General features: G+C 69.2%; 19 protein-coding genes, 1 tRNA gene and 1 pseudogene. 12 read left to right on the forward strand and 9 right to left on the reverse strand.

Annotated features, from left to right (window positions below):
* Positions 1–44: 44 nt before the first annotated feature.
* The 5 genes and pseudogenes from CRO12_RS18335 to CRO12_RS17685 form a co-directional block, all read left to right on the forward strand.
* A pseudogene (locus CRO12_RS18335) lies at positions 45–1,085 on the forward strand (phage portal protein); the annotation flags it as partial.
* Positions 1,086–1,223: 138 nt separating this feature from the next.
* Positions 1,224–2,198: a GTA baseplate fiber-binding domain-containing protein gene (locus CRO12_RS18570; protein ID WP_425443000.1), complete on the forward strand. Its 975-nt coding sequence runs from the start codon at positions 1,224–1,226 to the stop codon at positions 2,196–2,198.
* Positions 2,195–2,692, forward strand: a complete 498-nt coding sequence (locus CRO12_RS07080) for a DUF2793 domain-containing protein (protein ID WP_097063213.1) — start codon at positions 2,195–2,197, stop codon at positions 2,690–2,692. The genes CRO12_RS18570 and CRO12_RS07080 overlap by 4 nt, the downstream gene beginning before the upstream one ends.
* 114 nt (positions 2,693–2,806) lie before the next feature.
* Positions 2,807–3,946 carry an OmpA family protein gene (locus CRO12_RS07085; protein ID WP_097063214.1) on the forward strand — a complete coding sequence of 380 codons (1,140 nt, stop codon included), beginning with the start codon at positions 2,807–2,809 and terminating at the stop codon, positions 3,944–3,946.
* Positions 3,947–4,058: 112 nt separating this feature from the next.
* On the forward strand, positions 4,059–4,319 hold the full coding sequence (locus CRO12_RS17685) for a hypothetical protein (RefSeq protein WP_144033548.1): 261 nt from the start codon (positions 4,059–4,061) through the stop codon (positions 4,317–4,319).
* 635 nt (positions 4,320–4,954) lie between these two features.
* On the opposite strand, the gene CRO12_RS07090 is transcribed toward CRO12_RS17685, so the two are convergent.
* The gene (locus tag CRO12_RS07090; RefSeq protein ID WP_425442992.1) at positions 4,955–6,304 is read right to left on the reverse strand and encodes a dihydroorotase; all 1,350 of its coding nucleotides are present in this window, start codon (positions 6,302–6,304) and stop codon (positions 4,955–4,957) included.
* A 23-nt stretch (positions 6,305–6,327) separates the two neighbouring features.
* On the opposite strand from CRO12_RS07090, the gene ygfZ reads away from it, so the two are divergent.
* On the forward strand, positions 6,328–7,074 hold the full coding sequence (ygfZ, locus tag CRO12_RS07095) for a CAF17-like 4Fe-4S cluster assembly/insertion protein YgfZ (RefSeq protein WP_097063216.1): 747 nt from the start codon (positions 6,328–6,330) through the stop codon (positions 7,072–7,074).
* A 19-nt stretch (positions 7,075–7,093) separates the two neighbouring features.
* Here ygfZ and CRO12_RS07100 read toward each other — a convergent pair whose 3' ends face one another.
* The 7 genes from CRO12_RS07100 to CRO12_RS07130 form a co-directional block, all read right to left on the reverse strand.
* Positions 7,094–7,612, reverse strand: a complete 519-nt coding sequence (locus CRO12_RS07100) for an SgcJ/EcaC family oxidoreductase (protein ID WP_097063217.1) — start codon at positions 7,610–7,612, stop codon at positions 7,094–7,096.
* Between the two features lie 115 nt (positions 7,613–7,727).
* Positions 7,728–9,170, reverse strand: coding sequence for an ammonium transporter (locus CRO12_RS07105; RefSeq protein ID WP_097063218.1), 1,443 nt, complete (start codon positions 9,168–9,170; stop codon positions 7,728–7,730).
* Positions 9,171–9,181: 11 nt separating this feature from the next.
* Positions 9,182–9,520, reverse strand: a complete 339-nt coding sequence (locus tag CRO12_RS07110; protein ID WP_097063219.1) for a P-II family nitrogen regulator — start codon at positions 9,518–9,520, stop codon at positions 9,182–9,184.
* 141 nt (positions 9,521–9,661) lie between these two features.
* On the reverse strand, positions 9,662–9,865 hold the full coding sequence (locus CRO12_RS07115; RefSeq protein WP_097063220.1) for a putative signal transducing protein: 204 nt from the start codon (positions 9,863–9,865) through the stop codon (positions 9,662–9,664).
* Between the two features lie 5 nt (positions 9,866–9,870).
* Positions 9,871–11,298: a metalloprotease TldD gene (gene tldD / locus CRO12_RS07120; RefSeq protein WP_097063221.1), complete on the reverse strand. Its 1,428-nt coding sequence runs from the start codon at positions 11,296–11,298 to the stop codon at positions 9,871–9,873.
* Positions 11,299–11,371: 73 nt separating this feature from the next.
* On the reverse strand, positions 11,372–11,602 hold the full coding sequence (locus CRO12_RS07125) for a zinc-finger domain-containing protein (protein WP_097063222.1): 231 nt from the start codon (positions 11,600–11,602) through the stop codon (positions 11,372–11,374).
* A 50-nt stretch (positions 11,603–11,652) separates the two neighbouring features.
* The gene (locus CRO12_RS07130; protein WP_097063223.1) at positions 11,653–12,177 is read right to left on the reverse strand and encodes a hypothetical protein; all 525 of its coding nucleotides are present in this window, start codon (positions 12,175–12,177) and stop codon (positions 11,653–11,655) included.
* Positions 12,178–12,261: 84 nt separating this feature from the next.
* Here CRO12_RS07130 and CRO12_RS07135 point away from each other — a divergent pair, with 84 nt between their 5' ends.
* From CRO12_RS07135 to CRO12_RS07155, 5 genes are all read left to right on the forward strand, one after another.
* On the forward strand, positions 12,262–13,179 hold the full coding sequence (locus CRO12_RS07135) for an ABC transporter ATP-binding protein (protein ID WP_097063405.1): 918 nt from the start codon (positions 12,262–12,264) through the stop codon (positions 13,177–13,179).
* Positions 13,179–14,774 (forward strand): L-aspartate oxidase, encoded by a 1,596-nt coding sequence (nadB, locus tag CRO12_RS07140; protein ID WP_097063224.1) that lies wholly within the window; start codon positions 13,179–13,181, stop codon positions 14,772–14,774. Before CRO12_RS07135 ends, nadB begins: the two co-directional genes overlap by 1 nt.
* Positions 14,775–14,874: 100 nt before the next feature.
* Positions 14,875–15,996, forward strand: coding sequence for a serine hydrolase (locus CRO12_RS07145; protein WP_245858240.1), 1,122 nt, complete (start codon positions 14,875–14,877; stop codon positions 15,994–15,996).
* Positions 15,997–16,117: 121 nt separating this feature from the next.
* Positions 16,118–18,883, forward strand: a complete 2,766-nt coding sequence (polA, locus tag CRO12_RS07150; protein WP_097063225.1) for a DNA polymerase I — start codon at positions 16,118–16,120, stop codon at positions 18,881–18,883.
* Between the two features lie 26 nt (positions 18,884–18,909).
* Positions 18,910–20,415: a lipopolysaccharide biosynthesis protein gene (locus CRO12_RS07155; protein ID WP_097063226.1), complete on the forward strand. Its 1,506-nt coding sequence runs from the start codon at positions 18,910–18,912 to the stop codon at positions 20,413–20,415.
* Positions 20,416–20,419: 4 nt separating this feature from the next.
* Here CRO12_RS07155 and CRO12_RS07160 read toward each other — a convergent pair whose 3' ends face one another.
* Positions 20,420–21,160 (reverse strand): DUF1134 domain-containing protein, encoded by a 741-nt coding sequence (locus tag CRO12_RS07160; RefSeq protein ID WP_179640906.1) that lies wholly within the window; start codon positions 21,158–21,160, stop codon positions 20,420–20,422.
* Positions 21,161–21,327: 167 nt separating this feature from the next.
* Between CRO12_RS07160 and CRO12_RS07165 the strand changes: the two genes are divergently transcribed.
* Positions 21,328–21,417: transfer RNA gene (locus CRO12_RS07165), tRNA-Ser, on the forward strand.
* Positions 21,418–21,832: the final 415 nt, after the last annotated feature.

A 21,832-nucleotide genomic window follows, 5' to 3' on the forward strand; every position in this document is an offset into this window, starting at 1 on the left:
AGCGGCACCTGGTTGCGACCGCGGAACAGCAGAAAGGACGAGACATGAAGCTGTGGGGACGCAAGTCCGCGCGTGAGGACGCGCGGCCGGCGCTGGGGCGTGCGAGCGCGGGCGCCGGGGTGATGGGCGAGTGGCCGCGCAGCTACGAGGCGCAGCTGCGTGAGGGCTATGCGGCGAACCCGGTGGCGCAGCGTGCGGTGCGGCTGATCGCGCAGAATGCAGGCGCGGCGCCGATCGCGGGCGGGGCGGCGGCGCTGGTGGCGGCGCGGTCGGCGGGGCAGGCGCTGCTGGAGACGCTCGCCGCGCAGCTGCTGCTGCACGGCAACGCCTATGTCCAGGTGATCGGCGACGGGGCAGGTGGGGTGGCCGAGCTCTACGCGCTGCGCCCCGAGCGGGTGAGCGTGGAGGCGGACGCGCGCGGCTGGCCGGTCGCGTACCGCTACAAGGTAGGGGAGCGGACCGCACGGCTGGCGGCGGACGGGCCCCTGCCCGAGATCATCCACGTCCGCAGCTTCAACCCGCTCGACGATCACTATGGCCTGGGCTGCCTGGGCGCGGCGGCGGGGGCGATCGCGATCCACAATGCGGCGACGCGGTGGAACAAGGCGCTGCTGGACAATGCCGCGCGGCCATCGGGCGCGCTGGTCTATGACGCGCCGGACGGAGCGGCGCTGTCGGCGGACCAGTTCGCCCGGCTGCGCACCGAGATGGAGGCGGGGTTCGCGGGCGCGGCCAACGCGGGGCGCCCGATGCTACTGGAGGGTGGGCTCAAATGGCAGGCGATGAGCCTGACCCCTGCCGACATGGACTTCGTCGGGCTGAAGGCGGCGGCGGCGCGCGAGATCGCGCTGGCGTTCGGCGTGCCGCCGATGCTGCTCGGGCTACCGGGCGATGCGACCTATGCCAATTACCGCGAGGCGAACAAAGCGTTGTGGCGGCTCGCGGTGCTGCCGCTGACCGACACGGTGCTGAGCGGACTGTCGCAGGGTCTGAGCGGGTGGCTGGAGGACGCAAGCCTGCGGGTCGAGGTCGACCGGGTGCCGGCACTGAGCGAGGATCGCGAGCGGCTGTGGGCTCAGGTCACGCTCGACTGGCGGCAAGCCGACCTGAGCCCGGGCGACCGCGTCGCGCTGGCGGGCGAGCCTGGCAGCTGGCGGATCGTCGACTGGACGCTCGATGCGATGGTGCTGACGCTCGACCTGGTCCAAATCGCGCGGGCGACGATGTCGGCAGCGGCGGCGACGTCGGGGCGCGTGCTGTCGGACAGCGACGCGGCGATCGGGCGGACGCTGCTCCACGCGTTCGAGATTCCGCCAGTCGACGACACGGTGCTGGCGTCGCCGCGGCTCTCGATCGCGGCGGCGGGGAGCGGCGCGGGGTGGCGCAGCGCGCGGGCGCAGCTGAGCACCGACGGCGGCGTGTCCTTCCACCCGCTGCCAGAGCTGCGGTCGGCGGCGGTGCTCGGCACGCTTGCGATGTCGCCGGGGGCCGGGTCGTCGACCCTGGTCGACCGACATGCCGTCATCGAAGTGGTGCTGGCGCACAAGGGCATGACGCTCACGAACTCGGACCCGCTCGCGGTGGCAGCGGGCGCGAACCTGGCACTGGTCGGTGACGAGCTGCTCCAGTGGGAGCGTGCCGAGTGGCTGGGCGACACGCGCTGGCGGCTGACGCGCCTGTGGCGCGGGCGACGCGGCACCGAGTGGGCGTGCGGGCAACAGGCGGCGGGCGACCGCTTCGTCGTGCTCCAGCCCGGTGCGCTGCTGGAGGTGCCGCTGCCGCTGGCGGCGATCGGCAGCCGGGTGCGGGTGATCGCGAGCGGCGTCGGCGACGGCGACGCGCCGATCGAAACCGACGTGCTGGTGAGCGGCGCGTCGGTGGTGCCGCCATCGCCCGTCCACCTGAGGGTCACCGCCGATGGTGCGGGTGGCGCGCAGGCGCGGTGGGTGCGGCGGAGCCGGGCGGGCTGGGCCTGGCTCGACGGCATCGACGCGCCGCTGGTCGAGGAGCGGGAACGCTACGTGCTGCGTGCCGATGGGAACGCGCAACTGACGGCCAGCGACGGACCCGTGGCCGCGCTGCCCGCCGCCAGCCTTGCCGGAGCGAGCGGCGTGCAGGTGCAGCAGGTTGGCCTGCAGGGGCTGTCCCGCCCGGCGATCACGCCGTGGCCGACGCAAGCAACAAAGGAGGATGCATGACCGAGGAGACCGCCCGCTGGGCGCTGCCGATGATCGTTCCGGGACAGGCGCAGAAGGAGATGACCCACAATGAGGCGCTGGCGCGGCTCGACCTGATGGTCGCGGCGACGGTCGAGACCGCCCCCCTCGATACGCCGCCCAGGGCGCCGGTGCCGGGGACGTGCTGGATCGTCGGCGCCGCACCGACCGCGGCGTGGAGCGGGCAGGCGCACGCACTGGCCGGCTGGACGAGCGGTGGCTGGCGCTTCGTCCAGCCGCGCGAGGGCATGCAGCTGTGGATACGGGACGAGGGGCACTCGCTCCGATTCCTCGATGGTGCGTGGGCGGCGGAGCCGCTGAGCGGCGGCTCGCTCGCCATTGCGGGCGAGTCGATCTTAGGTCCGCGTGCTCCCGCGATCGCCGCGCCGAGCGGCGGCATGTTAATCGACGAACAGTGCCGCGCGACGCTCCTCACGATTATCGAGGTTCTTCAACACCATCGCCTGATCGCCTGATCGAAACTGTGACGCTTCGGCAACAGTCCCCAGTTTTTGTGCGCTTGCGCCGAAACCAAGCCGAGTTTAGTGAGTTTGCGCTGTCCGTAGTGACAATCGAAGAAAGGGGAATTTATGCGGAAGCTTGCCGTCGCACTGGCGCTCGCCTCAACCGCGCTCACCACTCCCGCCCTGGCCCGCGATGATTCGTGGTACGTGGGCGTCGAAGGTGGCGCGATGATCGTCGAGGACATCGACTTCGACATCACCACTCCCGCCGGTGTGACCACCGCGACCGCGGCAACTGCCGATCACGACTATGGTTACGACTTCGACGGCATCATCGGCTATGACTTCGGCGTGTTTCGCGCCGAGGCCGAGGTCGGGTACAAGAAGGCGTATCTGGAGGGCTTCCGCTCTGCCGTGACCACGCCGCTGCTGAACTCGGCCGGTGCCATCGGCGCAGCCGCGCCGGGCAACTACGACAGCGCGCGCGGCGCGACGTCGGCGCTCAGCTTCATGATCAACGGCCTGCTCGACTTCGGCGAGGACGACGGCGTGCAGGGCTTCGTCGGCGGTGGTGCGGGTGTCGCCCGCGTCAAGGCCGAGGACTATCGCCTGAACGGCAACGGTCCGTTCCTAGACGACTCCGACACGGTCTTCGCCTGGCAGGCGATCGCGGGCATCCGCGCGCCGCTCGGCGACAACGTCGACGTCTCGCTGAAGTATCGCTTCTTCAACGCGGACGACGTTCGCCTGGTTGACGTGACCGGCCGCACTGCGGATGCACGCTTCCGGTCGCACTCGCTGCTGGGTGGCCTGATCTACAACTTCGGCGCACCGGAGGAGGCCGCACCGCCGCCCCCGCCGCCGCCGCCGCCGCCGCCCCCGCCGCCTCCTCCGCCCCCGCCGCCGCAGGTCGTCTGCACGCCCGGGCCGTACATCGTGTTCTTCGAGTGGGATCGCTCGGACATCACGCCGGAGGCCGCCGGCATCCTGGACAACGCCGTGTCGGCGTACCAGTCGTGCGGCAACGCGCAGGTCATGCTGGCCGGCCACGCCGACCGGTCGGGCTCGGCGAGCTACAACGTCGGTCTGTCGCAGCGTCGTGCCGACGCGGTCCGTGGCTACCTGACGTCGCGCGGCATCGGCGACGGCGTGATCACGAGCGAGGCGTTCGGCGAAGGCCGTCCGCGCGTCGAGACCGCCGATGGCGTCCGCGAGCTCCAGAACCGTCGCGTGGAAATCACCTACGGGCCTGGCTCGGGGATGTAATTCCAACGCGTCCAATCTGGACGTACAGAATTGGGGAGGTCGGAGCGATCCGGCCTCCCTTTTTCGTTCGGGGTAGCGGTGGACGCTGTTGGCGAGTCGTCGTCGGGTCGGCGTGCGCTGGCTGTCCAGCCTTGGGCTTGCCGTTTCGCTGACGCGATCGGTGGATCGACTGGCGGCGATTGCACCCGACGTGTTGCTCTCCAGCCATGGGGGCGAGTTCCCGGCGGAAGACAAAGACGCGCCGCCGGAAGGTCTTCATGATCGGCCCTGCCGGCAAGTGCCAGAAGTGGCCTTCTTGCCTTCGCAGCTTCTGGTATCATCATTGCCGACCGTGCTGCTCGCACGCGAGTATCCCCTGAACTTCGGTGTTTAGACCGATCGAATGCTTCTGATCGCCTTCCGGCATCGCTGTCGCTGGCAGCGGATCCGTCATCGTCGCCCCGCTCCGTGACGGTACATCAGCGCTGCTGCGCAGGCTTACCGCGCATCCGGCATTCGGACGAGGCAGGCGCGCTACGGTAGTGCCATAGGCCCGGAGGCACTGGCGCTACTCAGGCGACAGGGTCACCAAGTCCGCACGACATCACGACCGTGCCATTTCCAGAGTTCTCGCGGAGGTGTGCAATCCTGCAGGCGGGAATCGCCATGATCGCGCCGAGCCCTGGAGCTTGAGCATCTCTGTTGCTGAAGCTGGGCAAATCGAACGGCGCACTCAGACGCGACGATTGCTCATGTGGCGTGCGAGCGATGCTCGGGCCTGTGTCGATCTGGTGCCTGAAAGCTAAAGCGTTGCGCAAACCACGTCAGCACATCGGATGCAGAAAAACGGCGAGCAGCTCGTCGCCAACGCGCGTGGCGCGGCACGATGCCGACGAACCCTGATCATCAAGTGAGAAAACAACGCCGAATAGCGCCGCCGACCTTGCGTCAAGCCACTGTAAACGGCAGCTATCGACAGAGCGGGTCCGGCAGGACAGCGTGGCGACGCACCATAGCGCGAGCCCGTCCTCAATGGCCCGGGAAGTCGGTCGCCTCGAAGCGGATCGGGGCGCCGATTGCCTGGGCGGCCAGCTCGCCGTCCCACATCACGCGCGTGCCGCGGATCACCGTGCCGACCGGCCGGCCCGTCAGGATCATGCCGGTGAAGGGCGACCATCCGGCCCGCGACGCGAGCCAGCTGTCCTCAATCGTCCAACGTGCATTCCGGTCGACGACCGTGAAGTCGGCGTCGTAGCCGATCGCGATCCGGCCCTTGCCGACCAGCCCGAAGATGCGCTGCGCCCCGGCGCTGGTGAGGTCGATCAGCCGCTGCATCGTCAGCCGCCCCTCGGCGACGTGATCGAGCAGCAGCGGCAGTAGCGTCTGCACGCCGGGCATGCCGCTCGGGCTGTCGGGATAGGGTTTCGCCTTCTCCTCCAGCGTGTGGGGCGCGTGGTCCGATCCGATCACGTCGACGACGCCCTGGCGCAGCCAGTGCCACAGCCCGTCACGGTGCGCGCCCGACCGGATCGGCGGGTTCATCTGGGCGTGGCTGCCGAGCCGGGGATAAGCCTCCTCGCCCGCGAGCGTCAGGTGCTGCGGCGTCGTCTCGGCGGTCGCGATGTCGCGGTTGCGGCCGAGCAGCTCCAGCTCGGCCGGCGTGGTCACATGGAGCACGTGGATCCGCCGCCGCGCCGCCCGCGCGAGCCGCAGGATGCGGGTCGTCGCGAGCAACGCGCTCTCGTCATCGCGCCACACCGGGTGGCTGGAGGGGTCACCCGCCACGCGCAGGTGCGCGCGCTCCCCCATCCGCCCCTCGTCCTCGGCGTGGATCGCGACCCGGCGACTGCCATGCGCCAGCACGCGGGCGAGCTCCGCGTCCTCCGCCACCAGCAGGTCGCCGGTCGAGGCACCCATGAAGATTTTGACGCCGGCGGTCCCGGGCAGCCGCTCCAGCTCGCCGAGCTGTTCGGCGTTTGCCGCCGTCGCGCCGACGTAGAAGGCGTGGTCGCACCACATCCGGTCCTTTGCGCGCGCGAGCTTGTCGGCGATCGCCTCCGCACTGTCGGTGTTGGGCTTGGTGTTCGGCATTTCGAACACGGCGGTGACGCCGCCCAGCACCGCGGCGCGGCTGCCGCTCTCCAGATCCTCCTTGTGGACGAGGCCGGGCTCGCGAAAGTGGACCTGGGTGTCGATGACGCCCGGGAGCACGTCGAGGCCGGTGCAGTCGATGGTCTCGCCCGCGTCACCGACCGATCCGATCGCGACGATCCGCCCGCCGGACACTGCGACGTCGGTCTGCACGGGCCCGCTCGGCAGGTGCACCGTGCCGCCGCTCAGCCTGAGGTCGTAGCCCATCTCTGCCCTTCCGCTTGCCATGGCCGCTCCCTACCTCAAAGCGCATGTCCGACACCAGCAGCGCCACCCTGCTCGCCGACCGCGCGGTGCTGCGCGTCGCCGGCGACGACCCCCGCGGCTTCCTGATGGGGCTGGTGACGCAGGACTCGGCGATCGCACCCGATGCGCCGCGCTGGTCCGGGCTGCTCACCCCACAGGGCAAGGCGCTGTTCGACTTCATCCTGTGGGACGGCGGAGACGGTAGCCTGCTGATCGACTGCGAGGCCGCGCAGGCGGAGGCGCTGGCGCGGCGGCTCTCGCTCTATCGCCTGCGCCGCGCGATCACGATCGAGCCGACGGAGCTGCGGGTCCACTGGTCGCCCGAGCCCGGGTGGGGCGTCGCCGATCCGCGGCTCGCCGACCTTGGTTACCGGTGGCTGGGGGATGCGACGGGGGCGCCCGCGACCGGCTGGCTGGAGACCCGGTTGCGCTACGGCGTGGCGGAGGGTGTGGCGGAGCTGGGGCAGGACCAGACGCTGTGGCTCGAATGCAATGCGCGCGAGCTCGGCGGGGTGAGTTTCACCAAGGGCTGCTACGTCGGGCAGGAGAATACCGCGCGGATGCACCACCGGATGAAGGTAAACCGGCGGTTGGTGGTCGCCCGGATCGGCGAGGACGACCGGGCGCGGGTTCGTTACCCCGAGCTCGGCCTGATGGTGACGCACCGGCGGGTCGAGGCACTCGGCGATGCGCTGCGGCCCCGCTGGCTGATCGATGCGCTTGCCGAGGATGCGCTTGCGGCGGGTGCGTGAAGTCGGTTGTTCGGCGGGATCAACGACCGGGTAGCGGCGGCGGAGCCTCGGTGTTCTGCGACGCGGTGACCCGCCACTCGCCAGCCTGACGCTGAACCACCCAGGTGAACAGCCGGCGTCGCGGCGTACCGGGTGCGAGATGGCGGACGCGGTCGCCGGTCGTTTCCCAAACCACGTGCGCGACCGCGACGTCGGGCGTGAGCCAGCGGACGACCGTCACGTCGCGGGTCACCCAGCGGCTCTCGGCGAACATCGGGCTCGCCAGGACCGCGGCGTGGGCGGCGCGGAACGCCTCGCGGCCGCCGCGGCCGAAGCCCGGCGTGTCGGGACCGAGGACCGATACGAAGACGATCTGCGGATCCATGATCGCCGCCAGTCCGGCGGCGTCACGGGCGTTCCAGGCTGCCTGCCAGGCGGAGCCGAGGCGTTTGATCGCAGTTTCATCGGCCGCGCGCGACTCCGCCATGGGCGCGGTCGACTGCTGCGGGCGTGGGGCGGGGGCGCCGATCAGAGCGGCAAGCGCGAAGCAAAGGATCATCGCCGATCTCCTACTTGAGCGTCCACATCATAGCAGTTTCAGAAGCTCAGCGCAGCCGACAAAAAAATGGGCCGGTGCGTTGCCGCACCGGCCCAGGTTTCCGCAGGAGGAACTCTCAATAATTGTAGGCGCGCTCGCCGTGTTCGTTAATGTCGAGACCTTCCGTCTCGACCTCGAGCGAGGGGCGCAGGCCGATCGTGTACTTGAGGCCGAGGAACAGCACGGCGGAGACGATGCCGGTCCACAGCACGGTGGTGCCGACCGCCCAGATCTGGGTCACGACCTGTCCGCCGAGATCGTAGACGCCCGCCTTCGCGACCGGCGCGGTGTAGTCGATCCAGCCCTGTCCGCCGAGCGCCGGGTCGGCGACGATGCCGGTTCCGATCGCGCCGATGATGCCGCCGACGCAGTGAATGCCGAACACGTCGAGCGAGTCGTCGTACTTGAGCGCGGTCTTCACCCGCGTCACGAAGACGAAGCAGACCAGGCTCGCGACCGCGCCGAGCAGGATCGCGGTGCCCGGGTGGGCGAAGCCTGCCGCCGGGGTGATCGCGACCAGTCCGGCAACGACGCCCGAGGCGGCGCCGAGCAGCGATGGCTTCTTGTGAACGACCTGCTCGATGATCGCCCAGGTAGCGCCCGCCGCGGCGGTGGCGGTAAACGTGTTGATGAAGGCGAGGGCTCCGAAGGCGTTCGCCTCCAGCCCCGAGCCGGCGTTGAACCCGAACCAGCCGATCCACAGCAGCGACGCGCCGATCATTGTCATGGTCAGGCTGTGCGGGGGCATCGGCTCATGCAGGAAGCCCTTGCGCGGGCCGATCACGAGGCAGCCGATCAGCCCGGCAATGCCTGCGTTGATGTGGACCACCGTGCCGCCGGCGAAATCGAGTGCGCCCCAGCCCCACAGCAGGCCAGCGTCCTGCGACACGATGTTGCCGGCCGCATCCTTGACGATGGTTGCTGCAAGGAAGTCCGGGCCTGCCCAGTACCAGACCATGTGCGCGATCGGGAAATAGGCGAGCGTCAGCCACAGCACGGTGAAGATGATCAGCGGCGTGAACTTCACCCGTTCCGCGAACGCGCCGACGATCAGCGCCGGGGTGATGCAGGCAAAGGTCGTCTGGAAAATGACGAAGACGTATTCCGGCAGGTACACCGAGTTGGAGAAGGTCGCGGCGAAGGTGGTCGGTGACACGCCGGCCAGGAACGCCTTGTCGAGCCCGCCGAACAGCTTCGGGAACGGCGTGCCGGTCGAGGTGAAGGCCATCGAGTAGCCCCAGCAGAACCAGACCAGCGCCGCGACGCAGACGATGGTCAGCACCTGCATCAGCACCGACAGCATGTTCTTGGTGCGGACCAGCCCGCCGTAGAACAGCGCGAGCGCGGGCACCGACATCATCAGCACCAGCGCCGACGAGATCAGCATCCAGGCGACATCGCCCTTGTTCACCATCTCCGCGGTCGGCGTGAACGGCGCGGCCGGTGCCGCCGCGAGCGCAGGGTGCGAAAGCAGCGCCGCCGCGCCCGCGCCCGCGATAAACTTGCAAAGCTGCTTCATCTGTCCCCCTCTCACAGCGCGGTCTGGTCGGTCTCGCCGGTGCGGATCCGCACCGCCTGGCCGACGTCGAGCACGAAGATCTTGCCGTCGCCGATCGCGCCGGTGTTGGCGGAGGCCTGCACCGCCTCCACCACCCGCGGCGCCAGATCGGATGCGCAGACCACCTCGATCTTGATCTTGGGCACCATGTTGGTGCTGTACTCGGCCCCCCGGTAGATCTCGGTCTGGCCCTTCTGGCGACCGAAGCCCTTGACCTCGGTCACGGTCATGCCCGCGACGCCGAGCTCAGTCAGCGCCTCGCGCACCTCGTCGAGCTTGAATGGCTTGATGATGGCGATGATCAGCTTCACTCGCGCCCCCTTCGCAGTCCCGCGAGAGAGCTGAGCAAGCGGCGTGCCAGTTGCGAGGCGTTAGAGGATCATGCGCCCACGCACGCCCCGAGGTTCACGAAACGGTAACTTTTTGTGCAGTTGCGAGCAGCTGCCGCAAAATCAGGCAGCGGTGCCGATCACCGCCCGCGCCTTCGCCTCGTCCGCTTCATCCACCATGACGCGAACCGGGATAAGCAGCCAGCTCCCGTCGGCGATGCTGGCGCCACCGTCGAAGGCGAGCGCGGGAATGCCGTCGCTCTCGAGTCGCCCGACGATGATGTTGGCGAGGTTTCGGTCGAACCGCCCGACCTCGACGAGCGCCACCGAGCCTAGACCGCGGTGCCGCCGACGGTCAGGCCGGCAACCAGCAGCGTCGGCTGGCCGACGCCCGCGGGCACGCTCTGTCCGCCCTTGCCGCACATGCCGATGCCCTCGTCGAGCGCCATGTCGTTGCCGATTCCGGTGACCTTGGTCAGCACGGAGGGCCCGTCGCCGATCAGCGTAGCGCCCTTGATCGGCGCGCCCAGCCGGCCGTTCTCGACCAGATAGGCCTCCGTGCAGCCGAACACGAACTTGCCCGAGACGATGTCGACCTGACCGCCGCCGAACGACTTGGCGAAGATGCCCTTCTTGACGCGCGACAGCAGTTCGGCGGGATCGTCGCTGCCGCCCCGCATGAAGGTGTTGGTCATGCGCGGCATCGGCGCGTGCGCGAAGCTCTCGCGGCGCCCGTTGCCGGTCGGCGCGACACCCATCAGCCGGGCGTTGAGGCGGTCCTGGATGTAACCCTTGAGGATGCCATCCTCGATCAGGACGTTCTCCTGCGTCGGCGTCCCCTCGTCATCGATCGACAGCGACCCGCGGCGGTCGTGGATCGACCCGTCGTCGACGACGGTGACGCCCGGCGCCGCCACCCGCTCGCCGATGCGGCCGGAGAAGGCGGACGTGCCCTTGCGGTTGAAGTCACCCTCCAGCCCGTGACCGATCGCCTCGTGGAGCAGCACCCCCGGCCAGCCCGGGCCGAGCAGCACCGTCATCTCGCCAGCCGGCGCGTCGACCGACTCGAGGTTGACCAGCGCCTGGGCCAGCGCCTCGTCGATCGCGCGGTTCCAGGTCTCAGGGGAGAGCAGCCGGTCATAGGTGGTTCGCCCGCCGGTGCCGAAGGTACCGGTTTCGCGACGGCCGTTCGCTTCCACGACGATCGTGACATTGAGCCGGACGAGCGGGCGCACGTCGGTGGCGACGAAGCCGTCGGCGCGGACGATCTCCACCACGCTCCACGATCCCATCAGCGCGACGGAGACCTGCGCGACGCGCGGGTCGCGGGCGCGCGCGGCGGCGTCGATCGTCTGGCACAGGTTCACCTTGTCGGCGAAGGGAACCAGGTCGAGCGGATCGGCGTCGGTGTAGAGGTGGCGGTTGGTGCCGGTCGGCGGCGCGGCGCGCACGCCCGTCGCCGGATCGATCAGCGCCATGGTCGCGGTCGCCCGCTCGATCGCGGCGGCCGACAGCTCGTTGGCGTGGGCGAAGGCGGTGGTCTCGCCCGACACGGCACGAAGGCCGAAGCCGGCGTGCGTGTCGTAGCTCGCGGTCTTCAGCCGCCCGTCGTCCAAGCCGAACGCCTCCGACTTGCGGTACTGGAGGTAGAGCTCACCGTCGTCCGCCTTCGCGAGCGCGCGCATGGTGAGCGCCTGCGCCTGATCGGGATCAAGCCCGGAGCGGTAGAGGAACTGGCGGGGGTCGGGCTGAAGCGTCATGCCCGCCAAGATAGGGTGGGCGGCGGCGGAGGGCAAAGGCTGTCGCGCTACCGCCTGCGCGCGCGCACGGTGCTCAGTGGCTCGCGCCCTCGCTGATGTCCGGCAGGGACGACTGGTCGGCGCCGTCCGCAGCCCCACCGATCAGCACGAAGCGCCGATCGCAATAGCCGCAGTCGACATAGCCGTGATCGTCGATCTCCAGCCACACCCGCGGGTGACCGAGTGCGGCCGGCAAGCCGTCGTGCGCCCCGTCGCACGCGACGCGGGAGTGGGACACGCGGGTGACTTCGGGCGGCGCGATCATGACCGGCTGACTAGCAAGGCGACCATGCCGGTGCAAACGCTTGATCGGGGTCACCCTGTCGCCGCGACCAGTTCGCGCAGGCGGCGCAGCTGCCCGGCCAGCATCCGACCATCCGATGCCACCCGCTCAAGCGTCGTGGCAGCTTCCGCCTCGCGGACGACGTGCATCGTTTTCGCACCGCCACCCGACCGGAGCGCCAGCAGATCGAGGATGAGGATCCATGCACTTGCTTCGTCGAGTGCCAGGGTCGCTGCGCCGTGACACAGGGCGTGGCGCAGTTCCGTCAGCGCGGCGAAGCGTTGCAGGGCATGTCGGGCGTGCTGACCGACCTCGGCATGCGAGCCACCCGCCGCCACGGCTGCGGACAGCAACTGAAGTCGCTGGCCGTACAAGAGCGCCGACGACAGCGGCGGTGTCAGCGCGGGTCCGATCAGCACAAGCGTGTCCGTCACCGCGCGCTCGCCCTGCGCGAACACATCGATCATCTCTCCACGCCAGGCATGTGCCGCCGCCTTCGCCCGTGCCCAGCGGGCGCGACCGATGTCGGCGGCTATGATCGGCAGCTGCACGGTCATGCCGTCGTCCTACCGATGCACCCGTTGCGACCTGGTTACCGCCTGCTCTTGGACTTTGCGGCGACCGGCCGTATCGCACCGTCCATGACCTACGCCGCGATCAGCATCCGCGACCTGTGCAAGACGTACGCGGGCGGCAAGCGCGCGCTCGACGGGGTGAGCTTCGACGTACCGCAGGGAACAATCTTTGGGCTGCTTGGGCCGAACGGCGCGGGCAAGTCGACGCTGATCAACATCCTGGCCGGGCTGGTCAACAAGACGAGCGGAACGGCGAGCATCTGGGGCTTCGACATCGACGCGCACCCGCGCAATGCCAAGGCGTCGATCGGCATCGTCAATCAGGAGATTTTGTTCGATCCGTTTTTCACGCCGGTCGAGACACTGGAGATCCAGGCCGGGCTGTACGGCGTGCCCAAGTCGGAGCGCCGCAGCCTGGAGCTGCTGCGCGCGGTGCATCTGGAGGACAAGGCCAACGCCTATGCTCGCACGCTGTCCGGCGGCATGAAGCGGCGGCTGATGGTTGCCAAGGCGTTGGTCCACCGCCCCCCGGTCCTGGTGCTCGACGAGCCGACCGCCGGCGTCGACATCCAGCTCCGCCAGCAGCTGTGGGCCTATGTCCGCGAACTCAATGCCGCGGGCACCACGGTGGTGCTGACGACGCACTATCTCGAGGAGGCGGAGGAGCTCTGCGACCGGATCGCCATCATCAACGGCGGGCGGCTGGTCGCCAATGAGCCGACCACCGAGCTGGTCGGCCGCGCGCAGGAGAAGGTAGTCGACGTGACCGTCGATCGCGAGCTGACCGACACGCCGTCGGCCAGCTGCTTCGAGCGGGTCGAGGCGAGAGGGCGGGTGCTCTCCATCACCTACCGCAAGGACGTGGCGAACGCGGGCGAGGTGCTCGCGGCCGTGACCCGCGACGGCTACGGCATCGTCGACGTCTCGACCAAGGAACCAGACCTGGAGGACGTCTTCCTCAGCATGACGAATAGCGCCGGTTGATGGCGACGTCAGACCCGCAGACCGCCGACGTCCTGATCATCGGGTCGGGTGCCGCGGGGCTCACCGCCGCGCTCAATCTGGCCGACCGGTGCCGCGTGACCGTGCTCGCGAAGGGCGGCTTCGACGAGGGCTCGACCGCCTGGGCACAGGGCGGCATCGCGGCGGTGCTGGAGCCGGGCGACACCTTCGACAACCATGTCGAGGATACCATGATCGCGGGCACCGGCCTGAACGATCGCGGTGTTGTCGAGTTCGTGGTCGAGCGCGCGCCCGCCGCCATCGCGCGGCTGCAGGCGCTGGGCGTGCCGTTCGCGACCGAAGGTGACGCGCTGCACCTGACCCGCGAGGGCGGACACTCGCACCGCCGCATCGTCCATGTCGCCGACGCGACCGGCTGGGCGGTGCAGGAGGCGCTGCTGAAGGCGGCCAGGGCGCACCCCAACATAACGATGGTGCCCGACATGGTGGCGATCGACCTCGCCACCAGCCGGCACGAGGCGCGCTACTCGGGCGCGGGCAACGTCTGGGGCGTCTACGCCTTCAACAAGGCGACCGGCCTGGTCGAGACCTACACCGCGCGGGCGACGATCCTGGCGACCGGGGGCGCGGGGCGAACCTATCAGTTCTCCACCGCGCCGCGCGGCGCGACCGGCGACGGGATCGCCATGGCATGGCGGGCGGGGGCGCGCGTCTCCAACATGGAGTTCATGCAGTTCCACCCGACCTGCCTGTGGAACCTGGAGGTCAAGAACTTCCTGATCACCGAAGCGGTGCGGGGCGAGGGCGGGCGCCTGATCAACCCGACAACCGGCAAGCGCTTCATGACCTACTACGACCAGGAGCGGATGGAGCTCGCACCCCGTGACGTCGTCGCCCGCGCGATCGACGCGGAGATCAAGCGCTACGGCCTCGACTATGTCCACCTCGACATCAGCCACATGCCCGCCGATTTCGTGCGCGGCCATTTCCCAAACATCTACGACAAGCTGATCGGTCTCGGCATCGACATGACGACCCAGCCGATCCCGGTCGTGCCGGCGCAGCACTATACCTGCGGCGGCATCGTGGTCGACCGCGACGGGCGCACCGACCTGCCCGGGCTCTACGCGGCAGGCGAGTGCACCCAGTCGGGGCTGCACGGCGCCAACCGGCTCGCTTCCAACTCGCTGCTCGAATGCTTCGTCTTCGGCGAGGCCGCGGCGCGGGCGATCGCCGCCGGGTTCGACGCGCTGCCATCGCCGCCGCCCGTACGTCCTTGGGACGAGAGCCGCGTCACGGACTCCGACGAGGAGGTGATCATCAAGCAGAACTGGACGGAGATCCGGCGCTTCATGTGGAACTACGTCGGCATCGTGCGCACCACCAAGCGGCTGGAGCGGGCCGCGCACCGCATCAAGCTGCTGAACGAGGAGGTCGCCGACTATTACGGGCACTTCCGCGTGACGCCGGACCTGATCGAGCTGCGCAACCTCCTCCAGGCCGCCGACCTGATCGTGCGCTCCGCCCTGCACCGGCACGAGAGCCGGGGATTGCACTATAATCTGGATTATCCACATACGGCAGACGCGCCGGCCGACACCGTGCTTGTTCCTTAACCGTTCACCTGTTCGGCGCTAAAGCGACTCGGCTCATCGCAACGAGCGCTACCGCCGCTTGTCCGCTGGCGGGCGTCGGCGGCACAAGTAGTGTAGGGGCATGGCAGGCAGGCGTATCGTGACTTTCTGGGCAGGTTTCTCCGTGCTGGAGCGTGCGCTGACGCTCGCGGGCGTCGCGCCGGTCGTGCTGATGGGCGCGGGCGTGCACGAGGTCGCAACCAGCGTCGCGCTGCTTGCGCCGCCGAGCTACCAGTCGCTCATGCCGGTCCCGGAGGCGCCGCCGCGGATGCTCGCGCCGCGCGTACTCAAGGAAACGATTGGCGCGCTACGCAACCAGTTCGACGGGCTCGCCGGTATCGCGGTCAGGAGCGTGGACGAGGGCTGGGCAATCGAGAGCGTCGATGCCGACCGCCGCATGCCACAGCAGAGCGTGTCCAAACTGTGGGTCGCGATGACGGTGCTGGACGCGGTCGATCGCGGCCGCCTCGGGCTCGACACGCCCGTCAGGATCCGGCGCGAGGACCTGACGCTGTTCCACCAGCCGATCGCCTCGCTGGTGAAGGCGGACGGCTATACCGCGACCGTCCGTGAGCTGCTCCAGCGCGCCATGACGCAGAGCGACAACACCGCCAACGACAGCCTGCTGCGCACCGTCGGCGGGCCGACCGCAGTGCGCTCCTTCATCACGCGCAAGGGGCTCGGCAACATCCGCTTCGGCCCGGGCGAGCGGCTGCTCCAGGCGGGCACCGCCGGGCTGACCTGGCGGCAGGACATGGCGATGGGCCGCGCGTTCGAGGCGGCGCGCGCCCGGCTGCCCGCCGACGTGCGTCAGGCCGCCTACCAGCGCTACGTCGCCGATCCGGTCGACGGCGCGGCGCCCGCGGCAATCGCCGCCGCGCTCGCCCGGCTGAAGCGCGGCGACGTGCTGTCATCGACCTCGACCGACTACCTTATCCGGACCATGGAGTCGTCGAAGACCGGGAAGTACCGGCTGCGCGGCGCAGTCCCGCCGGGCTGGACCTTCGGGCACAAGACCGGGACCGGCCAGGACCTGCGCGGGCGAACCGCGGGCTACAACGACGTCGGCCTGCTGACCGCGCCCGACGGCCGCACCTACGCGCTCGCCGTCATGATCGGCGACACCCGCCGCCCGATCCAGGAACGCCAGCTGCTGATGCAGGCTGTGGTGGCGGCGATCGTCGCGAACCACGGGGGACGTTGAGGGTCGACGGGTAGCGCGCTTTGCAAAGCGTGCTGACAATGTCGATTGCGGCACGGGTGTGACTGCTGCGCCACGCGCTCCGCTTTAGCTCCGCCCCGCCGCCTGCTATCGCGCGGGCACGATGCCTCACCTCTACCTCGTCGACGGCTCCGGCTATATCTTCCGCGCCTATCACCGGCTGCCGCCGCTGACGAACCGGCACGGCGAGCCGGTGGGCGCGGTGTATGGCTACACGACCATGTTGTGGAAGCTGGTCGACGAGCTCGACAAGGCGGACGGGCCGACCCACATGGCGGTGGTCCTCGACAACTCCTCCGTCTCGTTCCGCAACGAAATGTACGACCAGTACAAGGCGCATCGCCCGCCGCCGCCGGAGGACCTCAAGCCGCAGTTCCCGATGATTCGCGACGCAACTCGCGCCTTCTCGCTGCCGTGCATCGACGAACCCGGGTTCGAGGCGGACGACCTGATCGCGAGCTATGCCAAGGCGGCGCTGGCGCAGGGCTGGCAGGTCACGATCGTCTCCTCCGACAAGGACCTGATGCAGCTGGTCGAGGACGGCAGCCTCGACATGCTCGACACCATGAACAATCGCCGCATCGGCGAGGCGGCCGTGCAGGAGAAGTTCGGCGTCGGCCCCAAGCAGGTCGGCGAGGTGCTGGCGCTAATGGGCGACAGCGTCGACAATGTGCCGGGCGTCCCCGGTGTCGGCCCGAAGACCGCATCCAAGCTGATCAGCGAGCACGGCGACGTGGAGGCGGTGCTCGCCGCCGCGCCCGAGATGAAGAAGGGCAAGCTCCGCGACAATTTGATCGAGCACGCCGAGAGTGCGCGGATCAGCCGCAAGCTGGTGGAGCTCGCCTGCGACGTGCCGCTGCCATGCCCGCTCGAGGACATGACGCTCGCCGGCATCCCCGACGCCCCCCTGCGCGCGTTCCTGGAGCACCACGGTTTCAAGTCGCTGCTGGCGAAGCTCGGCCAGGTCGCCGACGCGCCAGTCGACACGCCCGACGTGCCCGGCATGCCGGAGCCCGACCCCGATCCGCCATGCGAGCACGACGGGTACGAGACGGTTGTTGACTTGGAAACGCTCGACCGCTGGATCGCGGAGGCGCGGAGCACCGGCTACGTCGCGGTCGACACCGAGACGACCGGGCTCGACGCGACCCGCGCGACGCTTGTGGGCGTCAGCCTGTGTACTGCGCCCAACCGCGCCTGCTACGTGCCCCTCGCGCACGGCGGCAGCGACATGTTCGCCGAGAAGCCGGTACAGCTCGATCAGGAGGCGGCGCTCGCTAACCTCAAGGAGCTGCTGGAGGATTCGTCGGTCCTCAAGATCGGCCACAATCTCAAGTACGACCTAATCGTCCTCGCCCGCGCCGGGATCATGGTCGCGCCGTATGACGACACGATCGTGATGAGCTTCGATCTCGACGCCGGCCTGCACGGCCATGGCATGGACGAACTCGCCGCGACCCACCTGTCGCACAGCTGCATCGCCTACAAGGACGTGGTGGGAACGGGGAAGAAGCAGCTCGGCTTCCACGAGGTCGATCTGAAGACCGCGACCCGCTACGCCGCCGAGGATGCCGACGTGACGCTTCGCCTGTGGCGCCGGTTCAAGCCGCGCCTGGCGTTCGAGGGCGGCACCCGCGTGTACGAGACGGTCGATCGCCCGCTCCCGGCGGTGATCGCGGGCATGGAGCAGGCGGGGGTGAAGGTCGACGCCGATGCGCTCGCCGCGCTCTCCACCGACTTCGCGCACCAGATCGCCGCGCTGGAGACGGAGATCCATGGTCTCGCCGGCGGTCCGTTCACGATCGGCAGCCCCAAGCAGCTGGGCGACGTGCTGTTCGAGCGGATGGGGATCAAGGGCGGGCGCAAGGGCAAGTCGGGCGTCTACTCGACCGACGTGACCGAGCTGGAGCGGATCGCCGCCGACAAGGAGTCGCCCGGCCGCGAGATCGCCGCGAAGGTGCTCGACTGGCGTCAGCTGACCAAGCTCAAGAACACCTACACCGACGCGCTGCAGGCACAGATCAATCCGGCGACCGGGCGCGTCCACACCAGCTACTCGCTGACCGGAGCGCAGACCGGACGGTTGTCCTCGACCGATCCCAACCTCCAGAACATTCCGGTGCGCACCGAGGTTGGCCGCCAGATCCGCGACGCCTTCGTGGCCGAGCCGGGCAACGTCATCCTCGCCGCCGACTACTCCCAAATCGAGCTGCGCCTCGCCGCGCACATTGCCGACGTGCCGCAGCTGCGCGACGCGTTCGAGCGCGGCGACGACATCCACAACCTGACCGCAACCGAGCTGTTCGGGGAGGTCAACCGCGACACGCGATCGCGCGCCAAGACCATCAACTTTGCGATCCTCTACGGCATCTCGCGCTGGGGGCTTGCCGGGCGCCTCGACGTCACGCCGGACGAGGCGCAGGCGATGATCGACCGCTACTTCGACCGGTTCCCCGGCATCAACCGCTACATCGCCGACACGCTGCGCGAGGCGAAGGAGCGTGGCTATACCCAGACGCTGTTCGGGCGGAAGACGCACTTTCCGCGGCTGAAATCCCCCAACCCGAACGAGCGCGGCGGATCGGAGCGCGCCGCGATCAACGCGCCGATCCAGGGCACTTGCGCAGACATCATCAAGCGGGCGATGGCGCGTATGGGCCCGGCGCTGGCCGCCGCGGACCTCGGCCACGTCCGCATGCTGATGCAGGTCCACGACGAACTCGTCTTCGAACTGCCGGAGGGCGACGTTGCCGCTGCGAGGGAGGTGATCCGCCACGTCATGGCGACCGCCGCCGAGCCGGCGGTGACCCTCACCGTGCCGCTCGGCGTTGGCATCGGCACCGGCAAGAGCTGGGGCGCGGCGCATTGAGCGAAGCTGCCGCGCCGCCAGACGACATGGCGGCGCTCGCGAAGGGCGGGCGAACCAACATCTTCGGCTTCCTGCTGCGCCTGGCCGCGCGGCTGCCGTTCCTGTTCATCGCCGGCCGGCTCTACGGGCCGGAGATCGTCGGCCGCTTCGCGCTAGCGGTGGTCGTGGTCGAGTTCGCCGCGCTGGTCGCGACGCTGGGGCTCAAACGCGGGCTGGCGCAGGCGCTGACCACCACCGAGCGGCCGCACGTCCATGTCGTGTGGGACGCGATGGCGGTCGCCTTCGTCGCTTCGCTGCTCGCGAGCGCGCTGTTGTTCGCCTTTCCGCAGGCGATGTTCCCCAACTCGGCCGTGAACGGGATGGAGTGGCTGCTGCCGACGATCGTCTTCGCGATCGCCTGGTCGGACGTCAGCCTGGCCGCGCTTGCCTATCGCCTCAACGTCAAGGCGACGGTGACGGCTCGCGCGGTGGTGGAGCCGTGGACGATCAGCGTCGCGGCCTGGGCGCTGTTCTACGTGTCGGCGCGCGACGGTCTGATCCTCGCCTACGTCCTTTCAATGCTCGCGGCGCTGACCGCGTCGCTCATCCCCTTCATCCGCAGCTACGGCCTGCCGCAGGGCTGGCGGCCAGAGATCCGCCCGTTGTTTGCGCTTGCTCGCCGCAACGCGCCCTTGGCGGGCGCCGACGCGCTCGAATGGGCGACCCGCAACGTCGACCGCTTCATCCTCGGCCTGCTGTTCACGCCCGCGATCGTCGGCATCTACTACATGGCGCAGCAGGTCGCGTCGCTCCCGCAGAAGCTGAAGACCAGCTTCGATCCCGTGCTCGGTCCCGTCATCACCCAGAGCCTCAAGGACGATGACCGCGCCGCGATCGCCGGACAGGTCCGCCAGGTCGGTTTCTGGATCGTCGCGGCGCAGCTCGGCCTCGCGCTGATGGGATCGATTCCGGGCGAGGCGGTGATGGGCGTGGTCGGACCGCAGTTCGTGGCCGGCACCGCGGCGCTCGCCTTCCTGCTGGTGGCGGAGGTGCTGGCATCGCCGGGCGCGGTCAGCGAATCCGCGCTGGTCTACATCGCGCGGCACCGCAACCTGCTGATCTCCTGCGGCGTGCTGGCGACGCAGATCGGCTTGAGTTTTGCCCTGGTGTTCGCGATGCGGGGGCTCGGCTGGCCGGTGAACTACCAGGCGGCGGGGGTCGCGGTCGCGCTGATGCTGGCGCTCGCGATCGGGTCGGTCGTCAAGTCGACCTTCCTGTCGCGGCTGCTCGGCGCGCACGTCAACCCCTTGCGCTGGCCGCTCGTCTGGGCGGCGCTCTCGGCCGGGCTGGTCGGCTTCGCCTTCACGCTGCTGCCGCGGCGGCTGGAGTGGGCGGAACTGCTGTTCGGCGAGCCCGCGATCCTGCTGACCTACGCCTTTGTGCTGTGGCGCTGGGCGTTCGGGGACGAGGACCGCGCGCTGTTCCGCCGCATGCCGAAGGGGGAGGGCGCCGCCGACCCGTCGGGTGGCGACGCGCTGCTCCGGCCGTCGTAGCCGCTCAGAACGGCAGCCAGCGAGACTTTTCCGTAATGTTCATGTAGCCGACGTTGGCGCCCAGTCGCCAGCCGACGCCGAGCCGGATCGGGATCAGCACCGTGTTGCCGCGGCGCAGATAGGTCGCGGCGAACCCGCCGACGAAGAACACGCGGCCCTCGATTGCGGGGAAGCGGCGGTAGATCTCCTGGCTGTCGTACAGGTTGTAGACCAGCACGAACACCTTGTTGGCGTCGCCGCCGACATCGAAGCCGAGCGACGGCCCGGTCCAGAACACCTTGCGCTGCCCCTCGACCTTGTGCGTCATCACGCCCGATCCGTAGCGCACGCCGACCACCAGCGCGCCGCCCGCCTCGCGACCGGCGATATAGGCGTTGGGCTCGCCCTGCTCGCGCAGCAGCCGCTCGACCAGCCCGGCCAACCCTTCCGCACCCTTGCCGAAGGTGTTCTCGGCGGCGGCGAGCACGTCGTCGCGCTTGTACGTCTCGGCCGCCTGCGTGGCCACCGAGGCTGCCGGTGGCGGCAGCTCGGCAGACGAGGCGGCGCTCGGCGGCGTGTAGGCATCGGCGGGCACGTCCTGATAGGCCGGCGGCAGTGGAGTCGCGCGCGGCGCGGGCGTGCCCTGCGGCGACAGATCGGCGTCAATCGCGCTGTTCGGATCGACCGTGCGGACCTGCGCGGTGACCGGTGCCGCGACCAGCACCGCGGCTGCGAGTGCCCCGATGCTCCATGTTGAACCCTTCATCGACGCCCCCACACCCGTTTGGTTCACCATAGGAGAAACGCGCCTTGACCCGCAATGAACGCCGCGGCGGGCGGAATCAGGCGCTCGCCGAACCGAGCCGACCTTCGCCACAACGGCCGGTTGATCACGCCCCCACCCGCCGCTATAGCCCCGCTTCCGCCGCATCCGGAGACGTGGGTGAGTGGCTGAAACCAACGCTTTGCTAAAGCGTCATACGGGAAACTGTATCGAGGGTTCGAATCCCTCCGTCTCCGCCATTCAGTCTGCGAGTCTCTGACCAGACTGGAGAAACTGCCGAAACTGACGCAGTTCCGCGGGATCTCCGTATCGATCTGTTCTGCAGAGAGTCAGGGAAGAACCAACAACACGATTTCTGCACCTCGCCAGCGCCACTCTCCGGGCGCCGGCTACGTCGCCAGCAAAGGGCTGTCAGCGGTGCTTTTCACTTACTCTGCTTACGCCGCTCTGGCTATGGAGCTTGCCGGGCTCTGTGCCGTGTGGTCCTGGTCACGCCGCGCCTGTGGCTCGCTCTTTTTTCTGGTCGGCGGTGCTCTTCGCGTTGCTGGCGAGCGCTCTCTTCCTTCTTCCGAGCATGGAGCCACGCCGCTACCTCATCTTCGCGAGCGGCTACCTGCTGTCAGGGCTGACCTGGGCTTGGTGGATAGACGATCT

It is taken from the genome of Sphingomonas guangdongensis (assembly GCF_900199185.1).
Classification (GTDB): domain Bacteria; phylum Pseudomonadota; class Alphaproteobacteria; order Sphingomonadales; family Sphingomonadaceae; genus Sphingomonas; species Sphingomonas guangdongensis.

Bases quoted from the DNA above. Each gene is read 5' to 3' on its own strand.
- CRO12_RS18570 (WP_425443000.1), top strand. From the start codon at position 1,224: ATGTCGGCAGCGGCGGCGACGTCGGGGCGCGTGCTGTCGGACAGCGAC.
- CRO12_RS07080 (WP_097063213.1), top strand. From the start codon at position 2,195: ATGACCGAGGAGACCGCCCGCTGGGCGCTGCCGATGATCGTTCCGGGA.
- CRO12_RS07085 (WP_097063214.1), top strand. From the start codon at position 2,807: ATGCGGAAGCTTGCCGTCGCACTGGCGCTCGCCTCAACCGCGCTCACC.
- CRO12_RS07090 (WP_425442992.1), bottom strand. From the start codon at position 6,304: ATGGCAAGCGGAAGGGCAGAGATGGGCTACGACCTCAGGCTGAGCGGC.
- ygfZ (WP_097063216.1), top strand. From the start codon at position 6,328: ATGTCCGACACCAGCAGCGCCACCCTGCTCGCCGACCGCGCGGTGCTG.
- CRO12_RS07100 (WP_097063217.1), bottom strand. From the start codon at position 7,612: ATGATCCTTTGCTTCGCGCTTGCCGCTCTGATCGGCGCCCCCGCCCCA.
- CRO12_RS07105 (WP_097063218.1), bottom strand. From the start codon at position 9,170: ATGAAGCAGCTTTGCAAGTTTATCGCGGGCGCGGGCGCGGCGGCGCTG.
- tldD (WP_097063221.1), bottom strand. From the start codon at position 11,298: ATGACGCTTCAGCCCGACCCCCGCCAGTTCCTCTACCGCTCCGGGCTT.
- CRO12_RS07125 (WP_097063222.1), bottom strand. From the start codon at position 11,602: ATGATCGCGCCGCCCGAAGTCACCCGCGTGTCCCACTCCCGCGTCGCG.
- CRO12_RS07130 (WP_097063223.1), bottom strand. From the start codon at position 12,177: ATGACCGTGCAGCTGCCGATCATAGCCGCCGACATCGGTCGCGCCCGC.
- CRO12_RS07135 (WP_097063405.1), top strand. From the start codon at position 12,262: ATGACCTACGCCGCGATCAGCATCCGCGACCTGTGCAAGACGTACGCG.
- nadB (WP_097063224.1), top strand. From the start codon at position 13,179: ATGGCGACGTCAGACCCGCAGACCGCCGACGTCCTGATCATCGGGTCG.
- CRO12_RS07145 (WP_245858240.1), top strand. From the start codon at position 14,875: ATGGCAGGCAGGCGTATCGTGACTTTCTGGGCAGGTTTCTCCGTGCTG.
- polA (WP_097063225.1), top strand. From the start codon at position 16,118: ATGCCTCACCTCTACCTCGTCGACGGCTCCGGCTATATCTTCCGCGCC.
- CRO12_RS07155 (WP_097063226.1), top strand. From the start codon at position 18,910: ATGGCGGCGCTCGCGAAGGGCGGGCGAACCAACATCTTCGGCTTCCTG.
- CRO12_RS07160 (WP_179640906.1), bottom strand. From the start codon at position 21,160: ATGAAGGGTTCAACATGGAGCATCGGGGCACTCGCAGCCGCGGTGCTG.